This is a genomic window from Paenibacillus residui (assembly GCF_042677205.1).
GTDB classification, from domain to species: Bacteria; Bacillota; Bacilli; order Paenibacillales; family NBRC-103111; genus Paenibacillus_L; species Paenibacillus_L residui.
The window spans coordinates 38,530-56,984 of record NZ_JBHTIU010000019.1; the positions used below are offsets into that span (position 1 = coordinate 38,530).

The 18,455-nt window shown below is 48.3% G+C and carries 14 protein-coding genes; 5 read left to right on the plus strand and 9 right to left on the minus strand.

All coding sequences use genetic code 11. From position 1 onward, the window contains the following. Positions 1–12 precede the first annotated feature (12 nt). Positions 13–132 carry a PEP-utilizing enzyme gene (locus ACFQ03_RS05730; RefSeq protein WP_379286702.1) on the plus strand — a complete coding sequence of 40 codons (120 nt, stop codon included), beginning with the start codon at positions 13–15 and terminating at the stop codon, positions 130–132. A gap of 156 nt (positions 133–288) precedes the next feature. Here the strand turns inward: ACFQ03_RS05730 and ACFQ03_RS05735 are convergent, their stop codons facing one another. Continuing rightward, positions 289–1,281, minus strand: coding sequence for an inorganic phosphate transporter (locus ACFQ03_RS05735; RefSeq protein WP_144934400.1), 993 nt, complete (start codon positions 1,279–1,281; stop codon positions 289–291). A gap of 1,060 nt (positions 1,282–2,341) precedes the next feature. Here ACFQ03_RS05735 and ACFQ03_RS05740 point away from each other — a divergent pair. Beyond that, positions 2,342–4,504 (plus strand): HelD family protein, encoded by a 2,163-nt coding sequence (locus ACFQ03_RS05740; RefSeq protein ID WP_379286704.1) that lies wholly within the window; start codon positions 2,342–2,344, stop codon positions 4,502–4,504. A gap of 129 nt (positions 4,505–4,633) precedes the next feature. Here the strand turns inward: ACFQ03_RS05740 and ACFQ03_RS05745 are convergent, their stop codons facing one another. The 4 genes from ACFQ03_RS05745 to ACFQ03_RS05760 all read right to left on the minus strand — a co-directional run bounded on the left by ACFQ03_RS05745 (position 4,634) and on the right by ACFQ03_RS05760 (position 8,570). Continuing rightward, a complete protein-coding gene (locus ACFQ03_RS05745) occupies positions 4,634–4,807 on the minus strand; it encodes a hypothetical protein (RefSeq protein ID WP_379286706.1) in 174 nt (57 codons plus the stop codon). Between the two features lie 162 nt (positions 4,808–4,969). Beyond that, complete coding sequence (locus tag ACFQ03_RS05750) at positions 4,970–6,619, minus strand: extracellular solute-binding protein (RefSeq protein WP_379286708.1); 1,650 nt, start codon at positions 6,617–6,619, stop codon at positions 4,970–4,972. A gap of 93 nt (positions 6,620–6,712) precedes the next feature. Further along, positions 6,713–7,597 (minus strand): carbohydrate ABC transporter permease, encoded by an 885-nt coding sequence (locus tag ACFQ03_RS05755; protein ID WP_379286710.1) that lies wholly within the window; start codon positions 7,595–7,597, stop codon positions 6,713–6,715. Positions 7,598–7,613: 16 nt separating this feature from the next. Next, positions 7,614–8,570 (minus strand): ABC transporter permease, encoded by a 957-nt coding sequence (locus ACFQ03_RS05760; protein ID WP_379286712.1) that lies wholly within the window; start codon positions 8,568–8,570, stop codon positions 7,614–7,616. Positions 8,571–9,557: 987 nt separating this feature from the next. Between ACFQ03_RS05760 and ACFQ03_RS05765 the strand changes: the two genes are divergently transcribed. From ACFQ03_RS05765 to ACFQ03_RS05775, 3 genes are all read left to right on the plus strand, one after another. After that, the gene (locus tag ACFQ03_RS05765) at positions 9,558–11,057 is read left to right on the plus strand and encodes a sodium:solute symporter family protein (RefSeq protein ID WP_144934390.1); all 1,500 of its coding nucleotides are present in this window, start codon (positions 9,558–9,560) and stop codon (positions 11,055–11,057) included. A gap of 106 nt (positions 11,058–11,163) precedes the next feature. Next, entirely contained in the window at positions 11,164–12,273 is a 1,110-nt protein-coding gene (locus ACFQ03_RS05770; protein ID WP_144934388.1) for an ROK family transcriptional regulator, read from the plus strand. A 257-nt stretch (positions 12,274–12,530) separates the two neighbouring features. Next, on the plus strand, positions 12,531–13,106 hold the full coding sequence (locus ACFQ03_RS05775) for a DUF559 domain-containing protein (protein ID WP_379286714.1): 576 nt from the start codon (positions 12,531–12,533) through the stop codon (positions 13,104–13,106). 616 nt (positions 13,107–13,722) lie between these two features. Here ACFQ03_RS05775 and ACFQ03_RS05780 read toward each other — a convergent pair. The 4 genes from ACFQ03_RS05780 to ACFQ03_RS05795 form a co-directional block, all read right to left on the minus strand. Next, positions 13,723–15,075 (minus strand): sodium-dependent transporter, encoded by a 1,353-nt coding sequence (locus ACFQ03_RS05780; RefSeq protein WP_379286716.1) that lies wholly within the window; start codon positions 15,073–15,075, stop codon positions 13,723–13,725. A gap of 195 nt (positions 15,076–15,270) precedes the next feature. Continuing rightward, entirely contained in the window at positions 15,271–16,260 is a 990-nt protein-coding gene (locus ACFQ03_RS05785; protein WP_379286718.1) for a Gfo/Idh/MocA family protein, read from the minus strand. Beyond that, a complete protein-coding gene (locus ACFQ03_RS05790) occupies positions 16,257–17,270 on the minus strand; it encodes a Gfo/Idh/MocA family protein (protein WP_144934381.1) in 1,014 nt (337 codons plus the stop codon). The genes ACFQ03_RS05785 and ACFQ03_RS05790 overlap by 4 nt, the downstream gene beginning before the upstream one ends. Positions 17,271–17,515: 245 nt before the next feature. Continuing rightward, positions 17,516–18,364 carry a helix-turn-helix transcriptional regulator gene (locus tag ACFQ03_RS05795; RefSeq protein ID WP_379286719.1) on the minus strand — a complete coding sequence of 283 codons (849 nt, stop codon included), beginning with the start codon at positions 18,362–18,364 and terminating at the stop codon, positions 17,516–17,518. Between the last annotated feature and the right edge of the window lie 91 nt (positions 18,365–18,455).

An 18,455-nucleotide genomic window follows, 5' to 3' on the forward strand; every position in this document is an offset into this window, starting at 1 on the left:
GCGGATGGTATAATGTCATGCCGCCGAACGGCTTATAGTACTCATAACACCTCGGGCGGGATTCTATCCCATTCCGCGATCATCGCCCACGAATATCGGATCCCGTTGGTAGTCGCGACAGTCAGATCGTGACGATGAACGGTACGACAGGCGAAATAACGGTGCAGCAATAGCTTCAACTGCGAGAGTGCCGATGACAATCGGCACTCTGAGCTTGGAAGGAGATTATCTTCCGTTATTGAACCATCTATTGCAATCAGTTACACACGAAAAGTATCCGTTGCAGGCCTAGAATAAATTGACCAGCTTATAAATGACATAGGCCAGAACCATGGAGATAGGAATCGTAATGACCCAGGTCATGATCATCCGTCCGACGGTTCCCCAATTGATAGAACGGTAGCGGACGGCACTGCCTGTCCCGATAATAGCCGACGTAATGACATGTGTTGTCGATAAGGGCATTCCGAAATGTGTAGCGGTCTGTAGAACGACGGTAGATGTCAAGTCCGAAGCAAATCCATTCATCGGCTCGATTTTAATAATTTTCTTACTTACGGTTTTGATAATCTTCATTCCGCCGAAGGCTGTTCCAAGTCCCATCGCGGTAGCCGCGGCTGCCTTAACCCAGAAAGGCACATGCAGCTCCTGTTGGAAATCTCCTGCCACCAGGGCAAAGACGATAATCCCCATCGCCTTCTGAGCGTCGTTCGCGCCATGAGAGAAGGCCTGCGCACCGGCAGATACGATCTGCATCAGGCGGAAATTGCGGTTAACCTTGCTGGGTGAGCGATTCCCCAACAGAAGGATAATCCAGCGAATAATATGCAGCACGATAAAGCCGACCGCAAACGCGATGATCGGAGACAGAATAAGTATAATGATGATTTTGTTGAAGCCGGTCCAATTAATCGCATCCATCCCGGCTCCGGCGAAGACAGCCCCTCCCAACGATCCAATCAATGTATGAGAGGAAGAAGAAGGAATACCGAAATACCACGTTACCAAGTTCCAGACGATAGCGGATATTAATGCTGCAATGACAATTTGCATACCATTCTCGATATGGAAAGGATCGGCAATGCTCCCCCCTACATTCTTGGCCACTCCTTCGAACAGGATAGCACCGACGAAATTGAGAACCGCCGCGTACATAATTGCGACTCGGGGTGTCAAGGCTTTGGTAGATACCGAGGTAGCTATGGCATTGGCCGTATCATGAAACCCGTTGATAAAATCAAAAATAAGCGCCAGTAAGACAATTATAATAATAACAGTCACGCCGGATCCCCCTATTAAGTATTAACTTTTGCAGAATTTATGGAATGCCAGAGGCTTATTTTCGTCTGTCATTTGTTTCGAGAATGAAACAACATTCAAATGATACCATAAAAAATTGAGATTTCGTAAATATTTTTTGACTTTATTCTACACCGTTCGAGCGGACGTTAACGAAACTTTAACATTTATCCCAATGGCGGCTACAATCATCCATGCACGTCAAAAAGAGCGATAGAAGAATTACTCTCTATTCTTCCCATCGCTCCAAAATTCCATCAATTAAAAATAAAAAGCCCGACTTTTAGAATTTTTTAATGATAGCGGTTACAAAACCTCCCACCAAACCGGCAAGCAGGAATAAAACAGCCGCCCCTGTAAGTAGAAACATGACTCTCTGAGTATATGGCTCTAACTGGCTGTCTCCGCAATGCGGGCACCATTTGGTTGTCTTCGATATTTCTTTAGCGCAGGTCTTGCACTTCGAATTAAGACCCATAGCTCCTGCCTCCGATCATCCGCTCGTAATAAATTAATCCCCAAAACCATCTTTATATATACGACATCTTTACAGGCTGTTATGTTCCGGTCCAATATAAATTTATTTTCTCCATTCGGCCGGGCCGGATCGAGAAGGCAGACGGCTGCAAAAATGATATTACACGAGAAATTATACTCGCTTACTCCTCAGGGCTTACTACCGCCACAGAGCGATAATGATTCTCATTATCGAACGACTCAATAAAAAAAATTTCCCTATCTCTTAATTATATGAAGGCCAGGCTTTATTGTCGACCAAATCACGGTAAACTTTGTTAACATTTAGAGAAATTTGCATTCAGCACATGCGCCGAACAGACGAATTTTTGAGCTTCCAGTGCGCTTTTTCTTAGTTTAAATAGCATCTTGAAAAACACAACAATTTATGATATAGTTAACACTTTCTCTAAAAAATACCCACAAAATAAAACGATGGCGAAGCGCGGTGAACTTGAAAATGCCTGATTAGGCGCAACCCGCCTGAAGCGTCAGGTCGCCGGTTTCCCGTATGGAGGTAACTGATTTGGATTCTACCCGTCAAAGTGCCTATCAAGAGGAACGTCATCATCTGGAGCGGACTCTGTCCGTTCTCGAGTCCCGGCTCCAAGAGCTGGAAGCGATTGCAAGGTATTACGGAACAGACTTCACGGAGCAGGCGCTCGAATCTGCCCGGGAGAAGGCCCGGCAGAAGCTGGCTAAGGCTCTGGTGGAGCCGTACTTCGGCCGTCTCGATTTCCAGGAGGAAGACAGCGAACAGAAGCAGCCGCTCTATATCGGCAAATCCGGAACAGAGGATGAAGATTCCGATAATCCGCTAGTGGTTGACTGGAGGGCGCCGATTGCGAGCCTGTTCTATTCCTTTACCGGCGGAGACGGCCCTGCAACCTATGTTTCGCCCGACGGCCCGATATCCGGAACCGTCCATCTTAAACGCAATCTGGTGGTCCGAAACCGGGAACTGTCGAGAGTGGTGGACACTTACGTCCGGGGCAGCGCCAACCTGGGAGTAACGGATGAATTTCTCCTTTACCGGTTAGGAGAGAACAAGGATCATCGACTTAGAGACATCGTTTCCACGATTCAATCCGAGCAGGATCAAATTATCCGCGCACCCAAAAATACGGCGCTGGTCATTCAGGGAGTGGCAGGAAGCGGTAAAACGACCGTCGCCCTGCACCGTCTAGCCTATTTATTATATCAATACCGGGAGAATATCCGTGCCGAACGCATGATCATCTTCGCCCCTAACCGGATGTTCCTGGATTACATCTCGGGTGTGCTCCCCGAATTGGGTGTAGGGGACATTCAACAGACTACGTTCACGGATTGGGCGCTCGAACTGCTTGATAACGAAGTGACTCCAGCCGACCCTTCCCCCCATCTCGCTTATTGGTTCAGGCCCGGTCCCGATCGTCCATCAATCCATGAACAGATCCCCGGACTATATAAAGGCTCCACAGCCTTCAAGGATCTGATCGACAGTGCTCTCCAATACTACGATGAGAATGGTGTCCCCTCGCAGGACTATGAGCCTTTCCCCGGAAGCTTGCTGCCGGCCGCAACTATCCGCCATTGGTATTACGTGGATAACCGGCATGAGCCTCTGGCCAGGAAGAGGGAACGCACCTTAGCCCGGATCAAAAGATGGCAGGAGATGGAGCTCGATAATATATGGGAGGCCCATCTGAAGAAAGAGTACAAGAAGAAGGCCAATGCCAAATGGAGAGCCTTCGCCAAGGGCTGGCACGAGATGACTCCTCTCACTTTCTACTCCCAGCTCTTTGACCCGGCCAAGCGGCTGATTGATTTTCCCCCTTCTTTATTAGCCCGGATTCCCCGCCCTGTGGCGGAGCTTACGGCCAAAATATTAAAGAAGAAACAAGCGATGTGGGAAGACTTGGCACCCCTTGTTTATATACGCCACCGTTTATATGGTATAAGCGGACTCCGCTTTGACCATGTAGTCATTGACGAAGCCCAGGATTTCTCCCCATTCCAGATCGTCCTGCTGAAGCTTCATACCCCCGGGGATTCCTTCACTATTCTCGGCGATTTAGCGCAGGGCATTCATTCCTACCAGGGAATAGAGCAATGGGAAGCCTTCATCGAGCTGTTTCCGGAAGATCAATCCGCTTTCTACCGGTTAAGCAGAAGCTACCGATCTACAATGGAAATCATCCGGTTCGCCAACGCCGTCCTCTCGGAATACTCCGAGAGTTTCCGTCCGGCGGTCCCTGTATTCCGCAGCGGGGAGAAAGTAAAGCTGGTCCGGCTCTCTGAAGGGCAAACCGTCGATTGGGTCCGGAAAATGGCGATTCGGCTTCGGAAGGGCTCCTCCGAAACAGCGGCCGTCATTACCCGAACCGGCGAACGATCCGCAGAAATTCATGCGGCGCTGGAGGCTGCAGGGATCCCAGCCACACTTATCCAAGCGGATAAGACGGAATACGCCGGGGGGCTATCGGTTCTGCCGGTGTATTTGGCCAAGGGACTGGAATTCGATGCGGTGCTTCTGCTCGATGTGGATTCCTTCCATTATGACGGCGGTGTCCAGGATGCCAAGCTGCTGTATGTAGGAGCAACGAGAGCGCTCCATGAGCTGTGGGTGCTGTACGAAGAGGAACCCTCTCCGCTCTTGAAGTGGGAAATCGGGGATTTTGCCGAATTTGTGGACGGGAATATTTGATCGTTTTGGGGAAATATCCCGCAAAGTGAACGTATATATACTCTTCCGCATCCTATCAGGGGCAGCATCTAAACCTGCCTCTAACTACGGTCGCTCCCCCTGGCTTAACCTCGAAAGAGGGGCAATACGTTACTTCGCGGGGGGGCCCGGAGCAACGGCTTCCGACTTGGCGGTTGACTCTTTAATGAGAGAATCCTCGGAGGACGCCCCTCCGTTAGCCACAGTCACAATGACATAGCTGAGAATAACGATGAACGACAGAAACCCTAAAAGGGAAGGTCCTTCCGTATTATAATCGTCCATTAGTTTCCCTCCTAACGGTCATACTTCCATATTTTCCATTAGGATGGTTAATAATGGGCTTTTCTATTCTTAAATATCGCAGAAATAGCGAAGCAAGGATAAACGGCTATATTTAAACAAAGCCCGGGACAACGATCCCGGGCCTTTCATCTATACAGCAGATTAGCTTGATTTATATCTTTCGTAAGCCGTCGAATAAATTTCCAAATACTCGTCTAACCCCATCTTTTTAAGCGTATCCACATAGGTATCCCATTCCGAGAACGGGGCTGCCCCTGTAATAAATTTCGCTCTCATCTCTTCCATATAAGCGTTGATATCCGGGTGCAGGGACTGATATCTCTCGGACTCCTCCTCCGTAAAGGTAAATACCGGCCACACCTCTTTCGTCAAATACGGCTTCAGCTTGTCGGTTGCTTCTATAGAAGCAGGCAAGGATTCCGCCCCTTTGAAATATTTCTGCCGGACAATTCCCGGATAGCTGCCGCCCGGCCATGTCACATATTTAACCAGTGCCTGTTCCAAGGTTAGTCCTTGCGGATTGTTCTTAATTTCATCCGTATATTCAATTTGTCCATCCGCTGTTTCTATATAGCTCTTGTCCTTGAAGCCCATGAAGAACATCTTGTTGCCTTCCTCGCTATAGAAATAGTCCATCCAGCGGACAGTGGCTTCCGGATATTTATTCTTGTCGGTAATGACGAACGCTCCAGCCCCGGTAAGTGAAGAACGGCTGGGCACAAGGCGATCTCCGAACGGCCCTTGCAGTGCCGGCAAGCCAACGAAGCTCTTCTGATTCATCAGAGTCTCCGGGCTTGTCGTAAGTACGACCCCGTAAGTATTTTCCGCACCTTTGGCAAAAAACTCATTAGCCTTCAAAGTAAAGATCTCCGGCTCCAACAAGCCTTCCGTATATAACTTATTTAAAAATTGCAGCAAGTCCTTGTACCGTTCATCAGCCGGAACATAGCGAAGCTTGTCCGTCTCCGGGTCCATATCGATATTGCTATTGGCTACCCCGCGGTTCATCAAGCCCCAATACCCGCTAAGCTTGGTGATCACATCCGAGATACTGTAAGAACCGAACGGAATTTCATCCGGCTTCCCGTTCCCGTTCAGATCCGTCTTCTTAATGGCTACAAGAAACTCGTAAAATTCATCCACCGTTTCCGGCTCCTTGACGCCCAGGGCATCCAGCCATTCTTTGTTATACCAAAGCTTCGATCCCATCAGAACGGAAGTAAAATCCGGGTCGTAAATCGTCGGCATTCCGTATATATTTCCGTCGGGTAAGGTCATTCCCTTGCGCAGATCGGGATTTTCATCCATTAATTTCTTAAGGTTGGGGGCATACTTGTCTATCAGATCATTCAATGGGATAAATATCCCCTGAGAGCCGTACTTGGCCAGGTCCTGAGTAGTAATCCGGGCGGTATGGAAGGCATCCGGGTAATCTCCGCCGGCCAGAACCAAATTGCGTCGTTCCGTCAAGTTATCGAAGGGGACCAGTTGAAAATCCACATTAATATTTGTCATCTTCGCATATTCCTGCCAAAGCATCGTCTCATTCCAGTTATTGGCGGTTGTCGCCGACTTTCCCGTGAAGAAGGCCAGGTTTATCGGTTCTTTCATTATCGGAAACCCGGTCGCATTGAAGTTGCTTTCCTCCTTGGGCGTCCCTCCGTCACCTCCGCCTCCCTCTGTACCGCTCCCGCTCCCGCTGCCGTTACCGCCGCCTCCGCCGCATGCTGCCAATAAAGATACGGACATAGTTGCTGTCAGCATAACAGCTCCCCACTTCTTAACTTTCATTTCTAGACCTCCCTGAGATAGAGTTTAAAAATGTATTTTTATGAAGCGGAATGCCGCCTGCATCTGAAGACGGCTGTCCGCAGTTCATACGGGCTAACCTTTCAATGCGCCGATCATAACCCCTTTGACGAAATACTTCTGCAAGAAGGGATACAGCGCGAGAACCGGCAAGTTGGCGACAACGACGACCGCATATTTGATCGCCTCAACCTCCATGACCTTCTTGGCAAGCGAATCGTCGGCCATATCGATCATATCCTGCATCTGTCCTTGAATAAGAATTTCCCTTAGGACCAATTGAAGGGGATACTTGGCACGGTCCGTTAAATAAATCAACGCATTAAAGAAAGCATTCCAGTGGCCAACCGCATAGAAGAGAATCATCACCGCTATAATAGGCATGGATAACGGCAGCACCACTCTGAATAAGATCTGAAAGTTATTGCAGCCATCAATCGAAGCGGCCTCCTGGATTTCGTACGGAATGCTGCTCTGGAAGAAGGTTCTCATAATGACGATGTTCCAGACGGATACCGCATTCGGAATAACCAGCGCCCAGAAGGTATTAAGCATTCCGAGATTTTTAACCAACAGATAAACCGGAATCAAACCTCCGCTGAAGAACATCGTAAACACTATGAATGCCGTAATCACGTTGCGCCCCTTAAAGTCTCGGCGTGACAGCGGATAAGCCGCGCACGTTGTCATGACCAGATTGATTGCCGTTCCCAGCAAGGTATAGAAAATTGTGTTGCGGTATCCCGTAATGATGTCGTTATTCTCGAAAATTCTTTGATAGCCAACGAAGGTTATATCTTTGGGCAGCAGCCAAAGCTCCCCTTTAACCACTGCATTCGGGCTGCTTATCGATGCGCTGAGAACAAAGACGAGCGGATACAGCACAACGATAGTAAGCACGATCAGCAGCAGCGTATTGACGAAATCGAATATTTTGTCTCCCCGGGAATGATCTACCATATATTCCGCCCTCCTGTCACCATAGGCTGGTTTCGTTAAGCTTTCTCGCCGTAAAATTGACCAGCACCAGCAAAATAAAGTTAATCACAGCGTTGAACAAGCCGACCGCAGCCGAGAAGCTGTACTGCGCCCCCAGAATCCCGCTACGATATACATAAGTCGCTATAACATCCGAGGCTTCCATATTTAGCGAGTTTTGCATCAGGAACACTTTCTCAAAGCCGACTCCCATGATCGATCCCACATTCAGGATCAGCAGAATGACAATGGTCGGCAGAATCCCCGGCAGATTCACATGCCAGATTCGCTGCAGACGGGTCGCTCCGTCCACCTTGGCGGCTTCATGCAGTTGCGGATCTATCCCGGCCAGGGCAGCCAAATAAATAATGGAGCTCCAGCCCATTTGCTGCCAGACACCTGACAACACATAAATCGTCTTGAACCACTTCGGCTCGGACATGAAAGCAATCGGCTCTCCGCCGAAGAAGACGATAATTTGATTAACCAAACCGCTCTGCGGCGACAGGAACATAAGGAGCATTCCGACCAGCACGACGGTGGATAGAAAGTGAGGAGCGTACGTCACCGTCTGTACGAATTTACGGAAATACTTCATGCGCACTTCATTAATCATCAAGGCCAGAATAATCGGAGCGGGAAAACCTACGGCCAGCTGATACAAGCTGATGCCGAGAGTATTCTTGATCAGTCTCCAAAAATAATAGCTGTCGAAAAACCTTTCAAAATGTCTGAATCCGACCCATGGACTTCCCCATATTCCTTTCGTGGCTATAAAGTTTTTGAAGGCAATCTGAACCCCGTACATTGGGAAATACTCAAAAATGATGTAATAAAGGATAACCGGAGAAATAATGACGTAGAGCTCCCAATTTTTACGAAACGGCTTTAAAGAGCGGGACAATTTAGAAGGCCGGGTTGCCGGCGCTGAATTAGGAACGGTTGGATTTGGCAACGATTCATTCACCTCTTTTTTTTGTAACGGAAATGTTATCATTGGTTTATCCTAAGAAGACAAGCTCTTTCTCTATGACGGAGAAATATAATAACGCTTTCATTCTTTGCTTGCATCAAATTGCAATATGCGCCGGCTTTACTCAATCATTTGATAACATAATTATGATAGCGCTTTCCATAAAGTGACTTCCCTTAATGCATTTTTCACCCCCTCGAATATCCGGAGCTTCATTGTTAGATAAATTCGTTCTTTAACATCCTATTTTTGATTCCGCTGTACAATACTTTCCTGTTAAGGCTAATCCTTTACTTGATGTGGTCGTTTTAATAAAGGAGCAGAATAACGCGAAGAGGAAGTGACAATATTTCCAATTAAGTGCATTTTTTTGTAATAAAATTATCTCATTACAGGTGGGCTGTCAAGGAAAATACCTCCCGGTTTACGTTAATTTAATGTAAAGCCTGGATGAAGCCTTGCGGGACCGGCAGTCGTTGTCCCTCATAAAGAGCAACAAAAAAAGACAATAAGAAAACAGTACCAAGCGAACAAAATACAGTCCCTAATTGTTCGTATTCAGCACCGGGTTTTCTCATCGTCTCTACCCGTCATACCTATTCCCAAACTTAAGATATTCAATTTTTCATACCCGGCTTGTTTCTACAATAGCTCGAGCAAGAATGTAACAGAAAGTTACAATTTACGTAGAAAGCGTTTTCTTAATCTAATAAATATTATCGTTTGTATTGATCAATATTGCAATAGATATCAGAAAATTTACTTTATTTTTAATATTATTTTTTTTCAATAAATATATTGTTTACAATTAAACACATTGACTAGCGGTCAATTTCTCCAGATTTTTTTGCCAAAAAACCCAAACAAATTCATATAATAAATTCATGAACATATTATTGCTATTCTTTAATTAGTCATGTATTATGACTAATATAACATGTAAACGCATACACCAAGGAGGAATGACATTTGAGTGGATTAGATTGGGGCGTTATCGGTTTATATTTCTTATTGATGGTCTTCATTGGTTTTTCGGCTTTCAAGAAAGTGCAAGGATCTAAAGATTTCTTCGTTGCCGGAGGAAAGCTGCCGTGGTGGTTATCCGGAATTTCTCATCACGTTTCCGGTTATAGCGGAGCGGTGTTTGTAGCTTACGCCGGTCTTGCATATACTCATGGATTCAGCTTATATGTATGGTGGGCTATTCCGATTGCTATTTCAGTCATTGCAGGTGCTTATATTATGGCTCCCCGCTGGGCCAAATTAAGAACGAAGCTGGATATTGAATCCCCCACCGAATATTTGGCCATGCGATTCAATATTCCGACTCAGCAGCTAATTGCCTGGAGCGGAGTTTTGCTGAAGCTGTTTGATGTCGGTGCCAAATGGGCGGCTATCGGTATCCTGCTCAACGGCTTTACAGGCATCCCGATTATTTACGGAATTTTAATCTCGGGGATTGTCTCGCTCATTTATATTACCGTGGGCGGATTATGGGCGGACATCTGGACGGACTTTGCCCAATTTGTCGTACAAATTATCGCGGGAATTGTCATGTTCGTTGTCGTGGTGCAAACTCTCGGCGGCATAAGCTCCATTACCGGTATGTGGGATCAGCTCCCTCCGGCCAACAGCCAGCCGTTTAACGAGCCTTATTCTCTCGGCTATGTCATTGTATACGTTTTCGTTGTCTTCTTAAGCTACAACGGCGGTACTTGGAACCTTGCAGCGCGGTATATCTCTTCTCCTTCAGGCAAAGAAGCGAAGCGTGCCGGTTTGCTCTCGGGTATTCTTTATCTTATTTGGCCGCTTATTTTGTTCTTCCCGATGTGGGCAGCGCCAATTATTCTGCCGGGTCTCAGCCAACCGGATCAGTCCTATTCCCTGCTGACTCAGGAGCTTCTGCCGGTTGGACTTATCGGACTTGTACTCGCTTCCTTGTTTGCGGCAACCATGTCCATGACCTCCTCTGATGCCAATACCATCTCGGCGGTCATCACGCGGGATATTCTGCCGGTCATGAACAAAAAGTTCAGAGGCATCGATCAGAAGCTTTCGTTGAAAATTGCGCGGATTACTACGTTTACCTTTACATTTATTACACTCGTGATCGCTATTTATTCCGACGTGTTCGGCGGCGTACTCGGCCTGCTGATCACTTGGTTCGCCGCTCTGGTAGGCCCGGTTTCCATTCCAATGCTGCTCGGACTGCTGCCGGCCTTCAAACACAGCGATTCCAAAGCCGCAATAGCTTCCATTCTTGGCGGGTTCATTATGTTCGCCTTTACCAAGGTGGTTGTCGAATGGCCACTATATATTGAAATCGGGGCACCTGTCTTCACTGCCGGTATTATCTTCATCTGGATGGGGCTTATTAACCGGGGCAAACCGGTACGGCCGGAAATTGAAGACCTGCTGCAATCCATCAGCAAAAGTGATGAAGATTTGGCCAAAGACATGGCAAAGTAGCTATATAAATGCGGCACACCCCTGAACTGCGAATGGAATTAGCCAAATATAGCTCTTTCCTGATATCCTCATGCTAAGAGGATAGATAGAGAAAAGAGGGATCATTATGGCAATCAAAGGGCCTGGCTTGTTAAGAGAGCAAAATCAGAAGAAGCTTATCCATTTACTCAGGAAACATAAGCAAACCTCCAGAAAAGATCTTGCCAAGCTAATGGGGGTCAGTAAAAATACAATCTCCTTAATCGTCGATCAATTTATCCATGAAGGCGTGATTAAAGAAGTTGGGATCAAGGACAGCCGCAGAGTGGGCCGTCCCAAAATATTGATCGAGCTTAATGCCGATGCCTTCAAATCGCTCGGTGTTACTCTATCCAACGAATCCGTTGATTACGTTGTAACGGATTATTGCCTCAATATCATCGATAAAGGCTCCGATAAAGTGGACAGCCGGCAGGTAGGCGAAGTAGTTGCCTGCCTGACCCGGCTCATTCAAAGGACCAAGCAAGCACATGACGGATTGATTGGCGTGGGTATAGGCATCCCCGGAATCGTAAATACGGATGAGGGCATTGTGTATGTTTCCACGAAGCTGGAATGGAAGGATGTCCCCCTCCATTCCTTGCTCACCCAATCCGCCGCGCTTCCCGAGCATATTTCCCTAACTATCCAAAACAGCGTGAAAATGACGGCCTTATGCGCTTCGTTAACGGAAGAGCTTCATCATAACCCCAGCTTCTTTTATATTCGCATTGGTGAAGGGATCGCCGGGGCCTTCTTTCAACACGGACAAATTTGGGACGGGGTCAGTTGGACTTCGGGGGAGATCGGCCATCTTCCTGTGGAGCCAGCGGGACCGCAGTGCAGCTGCGGCCAAACCGGCTGTCTGGAGCAGATGATCAGCATCCGCTCCTACGCCCAATGGATGTCCGAGCACGAGCAGGCTCCCGCCCAGGAGCAAATGGATGATCTGCTGAAGCAATACGGTAAATATTTGGGCGTGGCATTAATCAGTGTAATCAACATTATGAATCCTGGCCTCATAGTCATTGACAGCCCGTATAATTCGAACGCTTATTTCAAACAGGCCTCGCTGAATTATCTTGCGGCCAACGCTCTGGAGATTCCTCTGAGCAAAACTAAAATCGAGTTTAACGAACAGCCGTACATGCAATCACTAGGCGCGGCCGTCGCGGTTATTCATAATTATGAGCATTGAAGTCGCAGGAGTCTGATCACCCACTATTCTTACATCACAGATGAATACTCCAACTTTAAGTCGAAAAGTTCATTTCATTCATGTGTCGGTGCCCGTCCAGCAAAGAATCAATTTACATCCTAAGGCATGTTTCAAAGCTGGTCAATTGATCCGCCTTACACTATAATAATCTTTAAGTGACGAAGAACGTCCTGATCCATTCCAACAAGGAATGGATCAGGACGTTCTTTTATTTTATCGGGGAGGTGCAGGCTGAAATGAATTTCGAAGAGGCCCATACTGAGTTTATCCAGTATCATTTGCAAAGAAGATCGGGAGAACGAAGAGATCGTCTCGCTCGGGGACACCTGGAAGCCGAAAAATTGTTTTGCCGCAACATATGGTGGCCGCTGCGTGAGAACTTCATTGATCTGCATCCGGAATATGAGGTGCTGGATTGGCGGGGGTTATCCTATTTCTGCGACTTCGCCTGGCTTACCCGGCATGTGAAGCTGATTATAGAAATCAAAGGCTTCGGACCGCATGTACGTGATATGGACAGGCGAAAATATTGCAATGAGTTGAACCGGGAAACTTTTTTATCGGCTCTAGGGTATCAGGTGATTTCCTTCGCTTATGACGACGTCGCTTACCGGCCCGAGTTGTGCATTACTCTGCTGCGTATGATTCTTAGCCGCTATCAGCCGGATTCTTCTTCTGTCAGCCTGGATAGCGTGGCGGAACGGGAAATCATCCTTTATGCTTGCTCGGGCTCTGCGTCCCATCGATGTGAAAACTCATTTAAACATCAACCAGCGCACTGCAGTGCGCATGCTCAAATCACTCTGCGATAAAGGCTGGTTTACGCCGGTTACCGGTTCGACAGGCAAGCATGTGGTGCGTTATGAACTTAGACGAGGCATCCTGCAGCTTTAATAGAAAAAATTGCAATTTTACATCTTTTGAGCGGTTGGTGGTTTGTTTGGAAAAAATTGCTGCAAAAATACATCCTTTTGAGTTTCAAATTGAAGCAATGCCTCTCATTAGCTGAAATTCGTGTATTTTTGCAGGCTTTTCCCTTACAATAGGCGATTTCCGTGAGAAAAGATGCACTTTTGCTTCTTTTGTGAGAAATGGTCGGCATGTGCGCATGGAGACTGACCAACCACCACGCGAGGGGCCGTGGAGCTTTCACATACAGCGCACTTGCGTATTTTCCCTGCGCATTACGGAGAAAACCGACAGAACCTGAGCAGTAGCGGGCTTTCCCTGCGCATTACGGAGAAAGCCGACAGAACCTGAGCAGAAGCGGGCTTTCCCTGCGCATTACGGAGAAAGCCGACAGAACCTGAGCAGTAGTGGGCTTTCCCTGCGCATTACGGAGAAAGCCGGACAGAACAGACACGGCTACACTCACCGCTTTACACGCAAAAAGAGCCGTCCATTAGACAGGACAGCTCTTTTCGCTTATTAAAACTGTAGGATGCCTGACGAATGCAGAAATACGAGAAATACAAGTACAGGCGCAACATAACGCAGCATGAACAGCCATACCCGGAACCAGCCGGCACTCAAGCCGGAAGCCTCGGCTGCCCCCTTCCAATAATAGCCCGCAAATACCGTTATGGCGAAGCCGCCGATCGGCAGCATAAGATTGGAAGTGATAAAATCAACCCAATCAAAGAATGATTTGCCCCCAAACGTAAGAGCGGACACGTGGCCCAGGGATAAGACCGACGGAATCCCCAGCACAAAAAGAATTACTATTATGATGCAAACGGCCTTGCTCCTCCCCCAGCGAAACCGCTCCATTGCGTAGGAAACCGGAACTTCTAGCAGGGATACGGCCGAAGTCAGTGCCGCAAAAGCAAGCAGTACAAAGAACAACCCGCCAAACAGCGTGCCGAGCGGCATAGCCGAGAAGGCAGCCGGCAACGCAATGAAGACTAGCGAAGGGCCCTGGTCCGGAGCAATGCCGAAAGAGAACGTCGTCGGGAATATGATCAACCCGGCAATGAAAGCATAGATAAGATCCCCCGCTCCGATAGCCAGCGATGCTGTTCCGAGCGATTGCTCCTTGCGCACATAAGAGCCGTACGTAAGAAGAATTCCCATTCCAAGCGACAATGAGAAGAAGGCATGTCCAAGCGCTACTAAAGCGGATTCCGCCGTCAACTGCGAGAAGTCCGGCTTCAGAAAGAAAGAAACTCCCTCGTCCGCGCCAGGCAAGGTAACAGCTCTTATCATCAAAATCAGGAGAAGAACCACCAAACTTGGAATGATGAGCTTGTTAAACTTCTCAATCCCTTTGGCAATCCCGAGAATCACGATTCCTCCCGAAATAAGCAGGGCGACCAACTGCCATACGACCGGCCAATAACCGGAAATAAATCCGGAGAATTGACTGCTGAAATCCTCGCCGCTATACAGCTTGCCGCTAAAGGAAAATACCGCATAATGCAGTGTCCAGCCCGCGACGATCATATAGAAGGTTAAAATTAAGAAAGGAGCAATAACCTGCAGCAAGCCGACGCTCTTCCAGCCCCGGCCCCCGCCTGCTCTGACGAACGACGTTGCCGCACTTCCCCTTCCGCTTCTTCCTATAGCCAGTTCGGCCAGCAGAACAGGCAAACCAATAATAATCAAACATAGGATGAACAGCAAGAAAAAAGCGGCCCCGCCATGTTCACCCGTAATATACGGAAATTTCCACATATTTCCTAATCCGACAGAACTTCCGATTGCCGTCAGAATAAATCCGGCGGATGAAAAGCGCTCTTGCTTTTGACTAAGCTCATAGTTGCTGAATTTCTGATCGTCCATTAACTCGACTCCAATTATTTTTGCGTTTGAATGCATTATACAATATTCGTTCTAAATTTCGTATATGTACTTTTATCCTATAAGGTATATGTATAGAAAGGCTCATTTTTCTTTATGCCTACTAGGACCGACGGGGCTCCACAAAAAACCAAAAAAAACAAGGTGCGCTTATTCAGCACACCCCGTTTGTTCCATTTAACCGAGCTTCACCGGCTGGCCCTTCTTGATCGACTCATAGGCGGCAAGCGCCACTTCGGTCGATCTTAATCCGTCCTCCCCGGTAATCGGCACTTCGCGATTATCACGAATAGCATCCAGGAAGCCGCGCACGAGGCCTTCATCCATTCCGTCGGCCCAACTGCTCCATTGAGTCTTCATCTTCTCATCATTATACACTTCGTTCTTCTGTGCGAAGGAATCTACGGAGATGACCCCGCGGGTTCCGATAATCTCCATCGTGACGTCTCCCCAGGTCGGGAATGACTTCGGTCTGGACCAGCTTGTATCGAGCACGGCCACGACTCCATTCTCGTACTTGACATGAACGAGTCCGGCATCATCCACTGCAATATCATGGAATAAGGTTCCCGCTTCTGCGTAAACTTCCTTCACCCTGCTGCCCAAGAACCAATTCATTAAGTCCATGACATGGACGGTATGATCTAGAACCGCTCCGCCGCCGGACAAGGACGGCTCAATGAACCAGCCGCCCGGCATGGTTCCGCGGTTAGTGCCTTTGATCGCGAGAATTTCGCCGATTTCTCCACGTTCAATCGCTGCCTTCGCTTCGGTTACTGCAGTAATATACCGACATGGAAACGCAGTCATCAACTGCACTCCGTTGTCCTTGCAGACGCGGATCATCTCCTCCATCTCTTCAACCGAGACTCCCAGAGGCTTCTCACATAGAACATGCTTGCCCGCATTGGCCGAATCGATCGTCAACTTCGCATGGTGCACGTTCTCCGAACAAATCACCACCGCATCGATATCCGTCTCCAGAAGCTGACGATAGTCTTCATAATAAGGGATCGAATGCTTCTCCGTTAATTCCTGAACACGGCTTTTCACTTCATCGGCAATTCCGGTAACTTCCACATTGGGGATGTTCATCAGCGCCCGGAAATAACTGAAGGCATGGCCGTGGGCAAAGCTGATCATTCCGACTTTAAGCGCTGCTGTCATACGTTCTCCCTCCCGGCTTCACTTTGAAACTGGCGCATATCAATGACCGCTCCCGTACGAATAGATTCGAGCGCGGCGAGAGAAACCTCCACCGCCCGGTATCCGTCCTCCGCTGTAACAAGCGGCTCGGCTCCTGTCCGAATGCACTCCAGAAAATGTTCCAACTCATAATAATACGGATCGCGCAGCGTAGGACTGGCAGTGCGGGAAACCGTCTTGCCTCCGTCTTCGCTGTCTGCTGTTTTATGAATGCGTACTGAATGGGTCTGCTCACTGTTAAAGCGGACCACCCCTTTATTGCCGGCCACTTCCACTGCCGTAGTGAATGGCCCTGGATAACCCCAGAACGCTTCCAAATTGGCCATAGCCCCATTATCAAATCTTAAAGTAACTAAAGAATAGTCCATATTTTCCGTGCTGCGCTCCATGGCATAAACGCTCTTGATCTCTCCGGCAATTCCACGGACAAAATCGATATCGTGGATCATCAGATCCATAATGACTCCGCCGCTCTTGCTCTTGTCGTTATACCAGGCTTTGGTTTGTCCAGGACGGCCGCCGATTCTCTTCGTATGTACAACTCCAACATTTCCTACGGCGCCATTCATGACTTGGCGGGTAATATCCTTATAGCTCGGGAAGAACCGGACGACATGGGCGATGAATAAACGGACGCCGTTGGTCTTACAGACTTCTATCATTTCGCGGGCTTCGGACAAAGTTGGAGCCATTGGCTTTTCACAAATAACGTGCACGCCGCGCTCCGCCGCCTTGATCACATACTCCTTGTGCAAATGGGTGGGCAGGCAAATGCTGACCGCCTCCGGCTTGGCCTTCTCGATCATGTCTTCAAAGGAAAAGTAAGGCTGCGTCTCATATTGCTCTGCCGTCGCCCTGGCTGCTTCTTCAACGAAGTCGCATACTCCGACCAATTCTGCGCCGGGCAATTCGCGATAGGCGTTCGCATGAGTTTTCCCCATAATTCCGCAGCCGATGACTGCTACCTTCATATCGAAAACTCCTCCTACGTCTTAATTAAGATTGTTTAAAAAAGAAACTGTCGGGTACGAACCCGCCCACTCGAATGCGGAAGGATCAGCCCCCATGGACATTGTACAACTTATTGAGGACAAAAAATACAAAAAAAAGAAAAAATAATTTTTTGTTGAAGAAATAATCGGAGCTTTAATCCTCAAACCCTCAGTCCGGCCATCCGGGCGGCTGTCGGGAACAAACTCACCTTCGCAGCATCACTTTATATCCGCCTGCCGTACAATTCACGGAACTCGGTCGGGGTCATCCCTTCGTGCTCAAGAAAGCGCTTGTTGAAATAGCTTGCATTCGGATAACCGCACTCTTCGGCAATCCGTTTAACCGGCCAGTCCGGCCGCTCGAGAAGCTGCTCCTTACCGGCTTGGATTCTGCATAAGGTGATGAAGGCCAGCGGTGTCATTCGAGTGGCCCGCCGGAACAACTTGCAGAAATAGAAGGTACTTACTCCGGCTTGCTCCGCCCAATAATCGAGGTTAAACGGCTCGCAAGCTTGCTCCTGCATAAGCGGCAGCAGCTCGTCAATCCGCTCCGTTGAAGGGGCTGACCCTTTAGCAGGCATGAAGGGAACCGCCTGCGACATAAATTCGACCAGCAAAGCATACATAAGTGTCGTCAGCTTCGCATCGTGAAGCAATACGTGCCTCTCCGCTTCCTCCATCAGCCGCTGATGGGCCTCTTCCAGCGGTTCCAGTTGCCTGATCGACCAGAGTGTAGAGCGTTGAATCCCCATTCCGATCAGAAATTCATTCAGCTTCTTCCCGTAAAAATGGACCCAGCGGATACTCCAGGGTTCATCTTCGGAGGAATAGTAACGCTGCCGCTCATAAGGGTAATACAGGAATGCATCCCCTCTCCCAAGAGTATGGATAGCGCCATCGAGTTCGACATATCCTTTGCCCTCCAATACAAAATGAATACTGTAATCGTTCCAAGCCCCTTTGCTGCGGTCAACTATGTGCTCGGGCTCGTCCCAATACCAGCCTACCGAAACCGGAAGACAGAGCAGGCGGTGCTCCGGTATGGTGGGCAGATGCCTCTGCCGCATCACCATGGTCATCCCTCCCCTCGAGGACAAAATGATAGTGTAAAATCTCTGTGGGTGTAGGAATTGGAAAAAGCGGATATAGAAAAAGAGCTTCTCC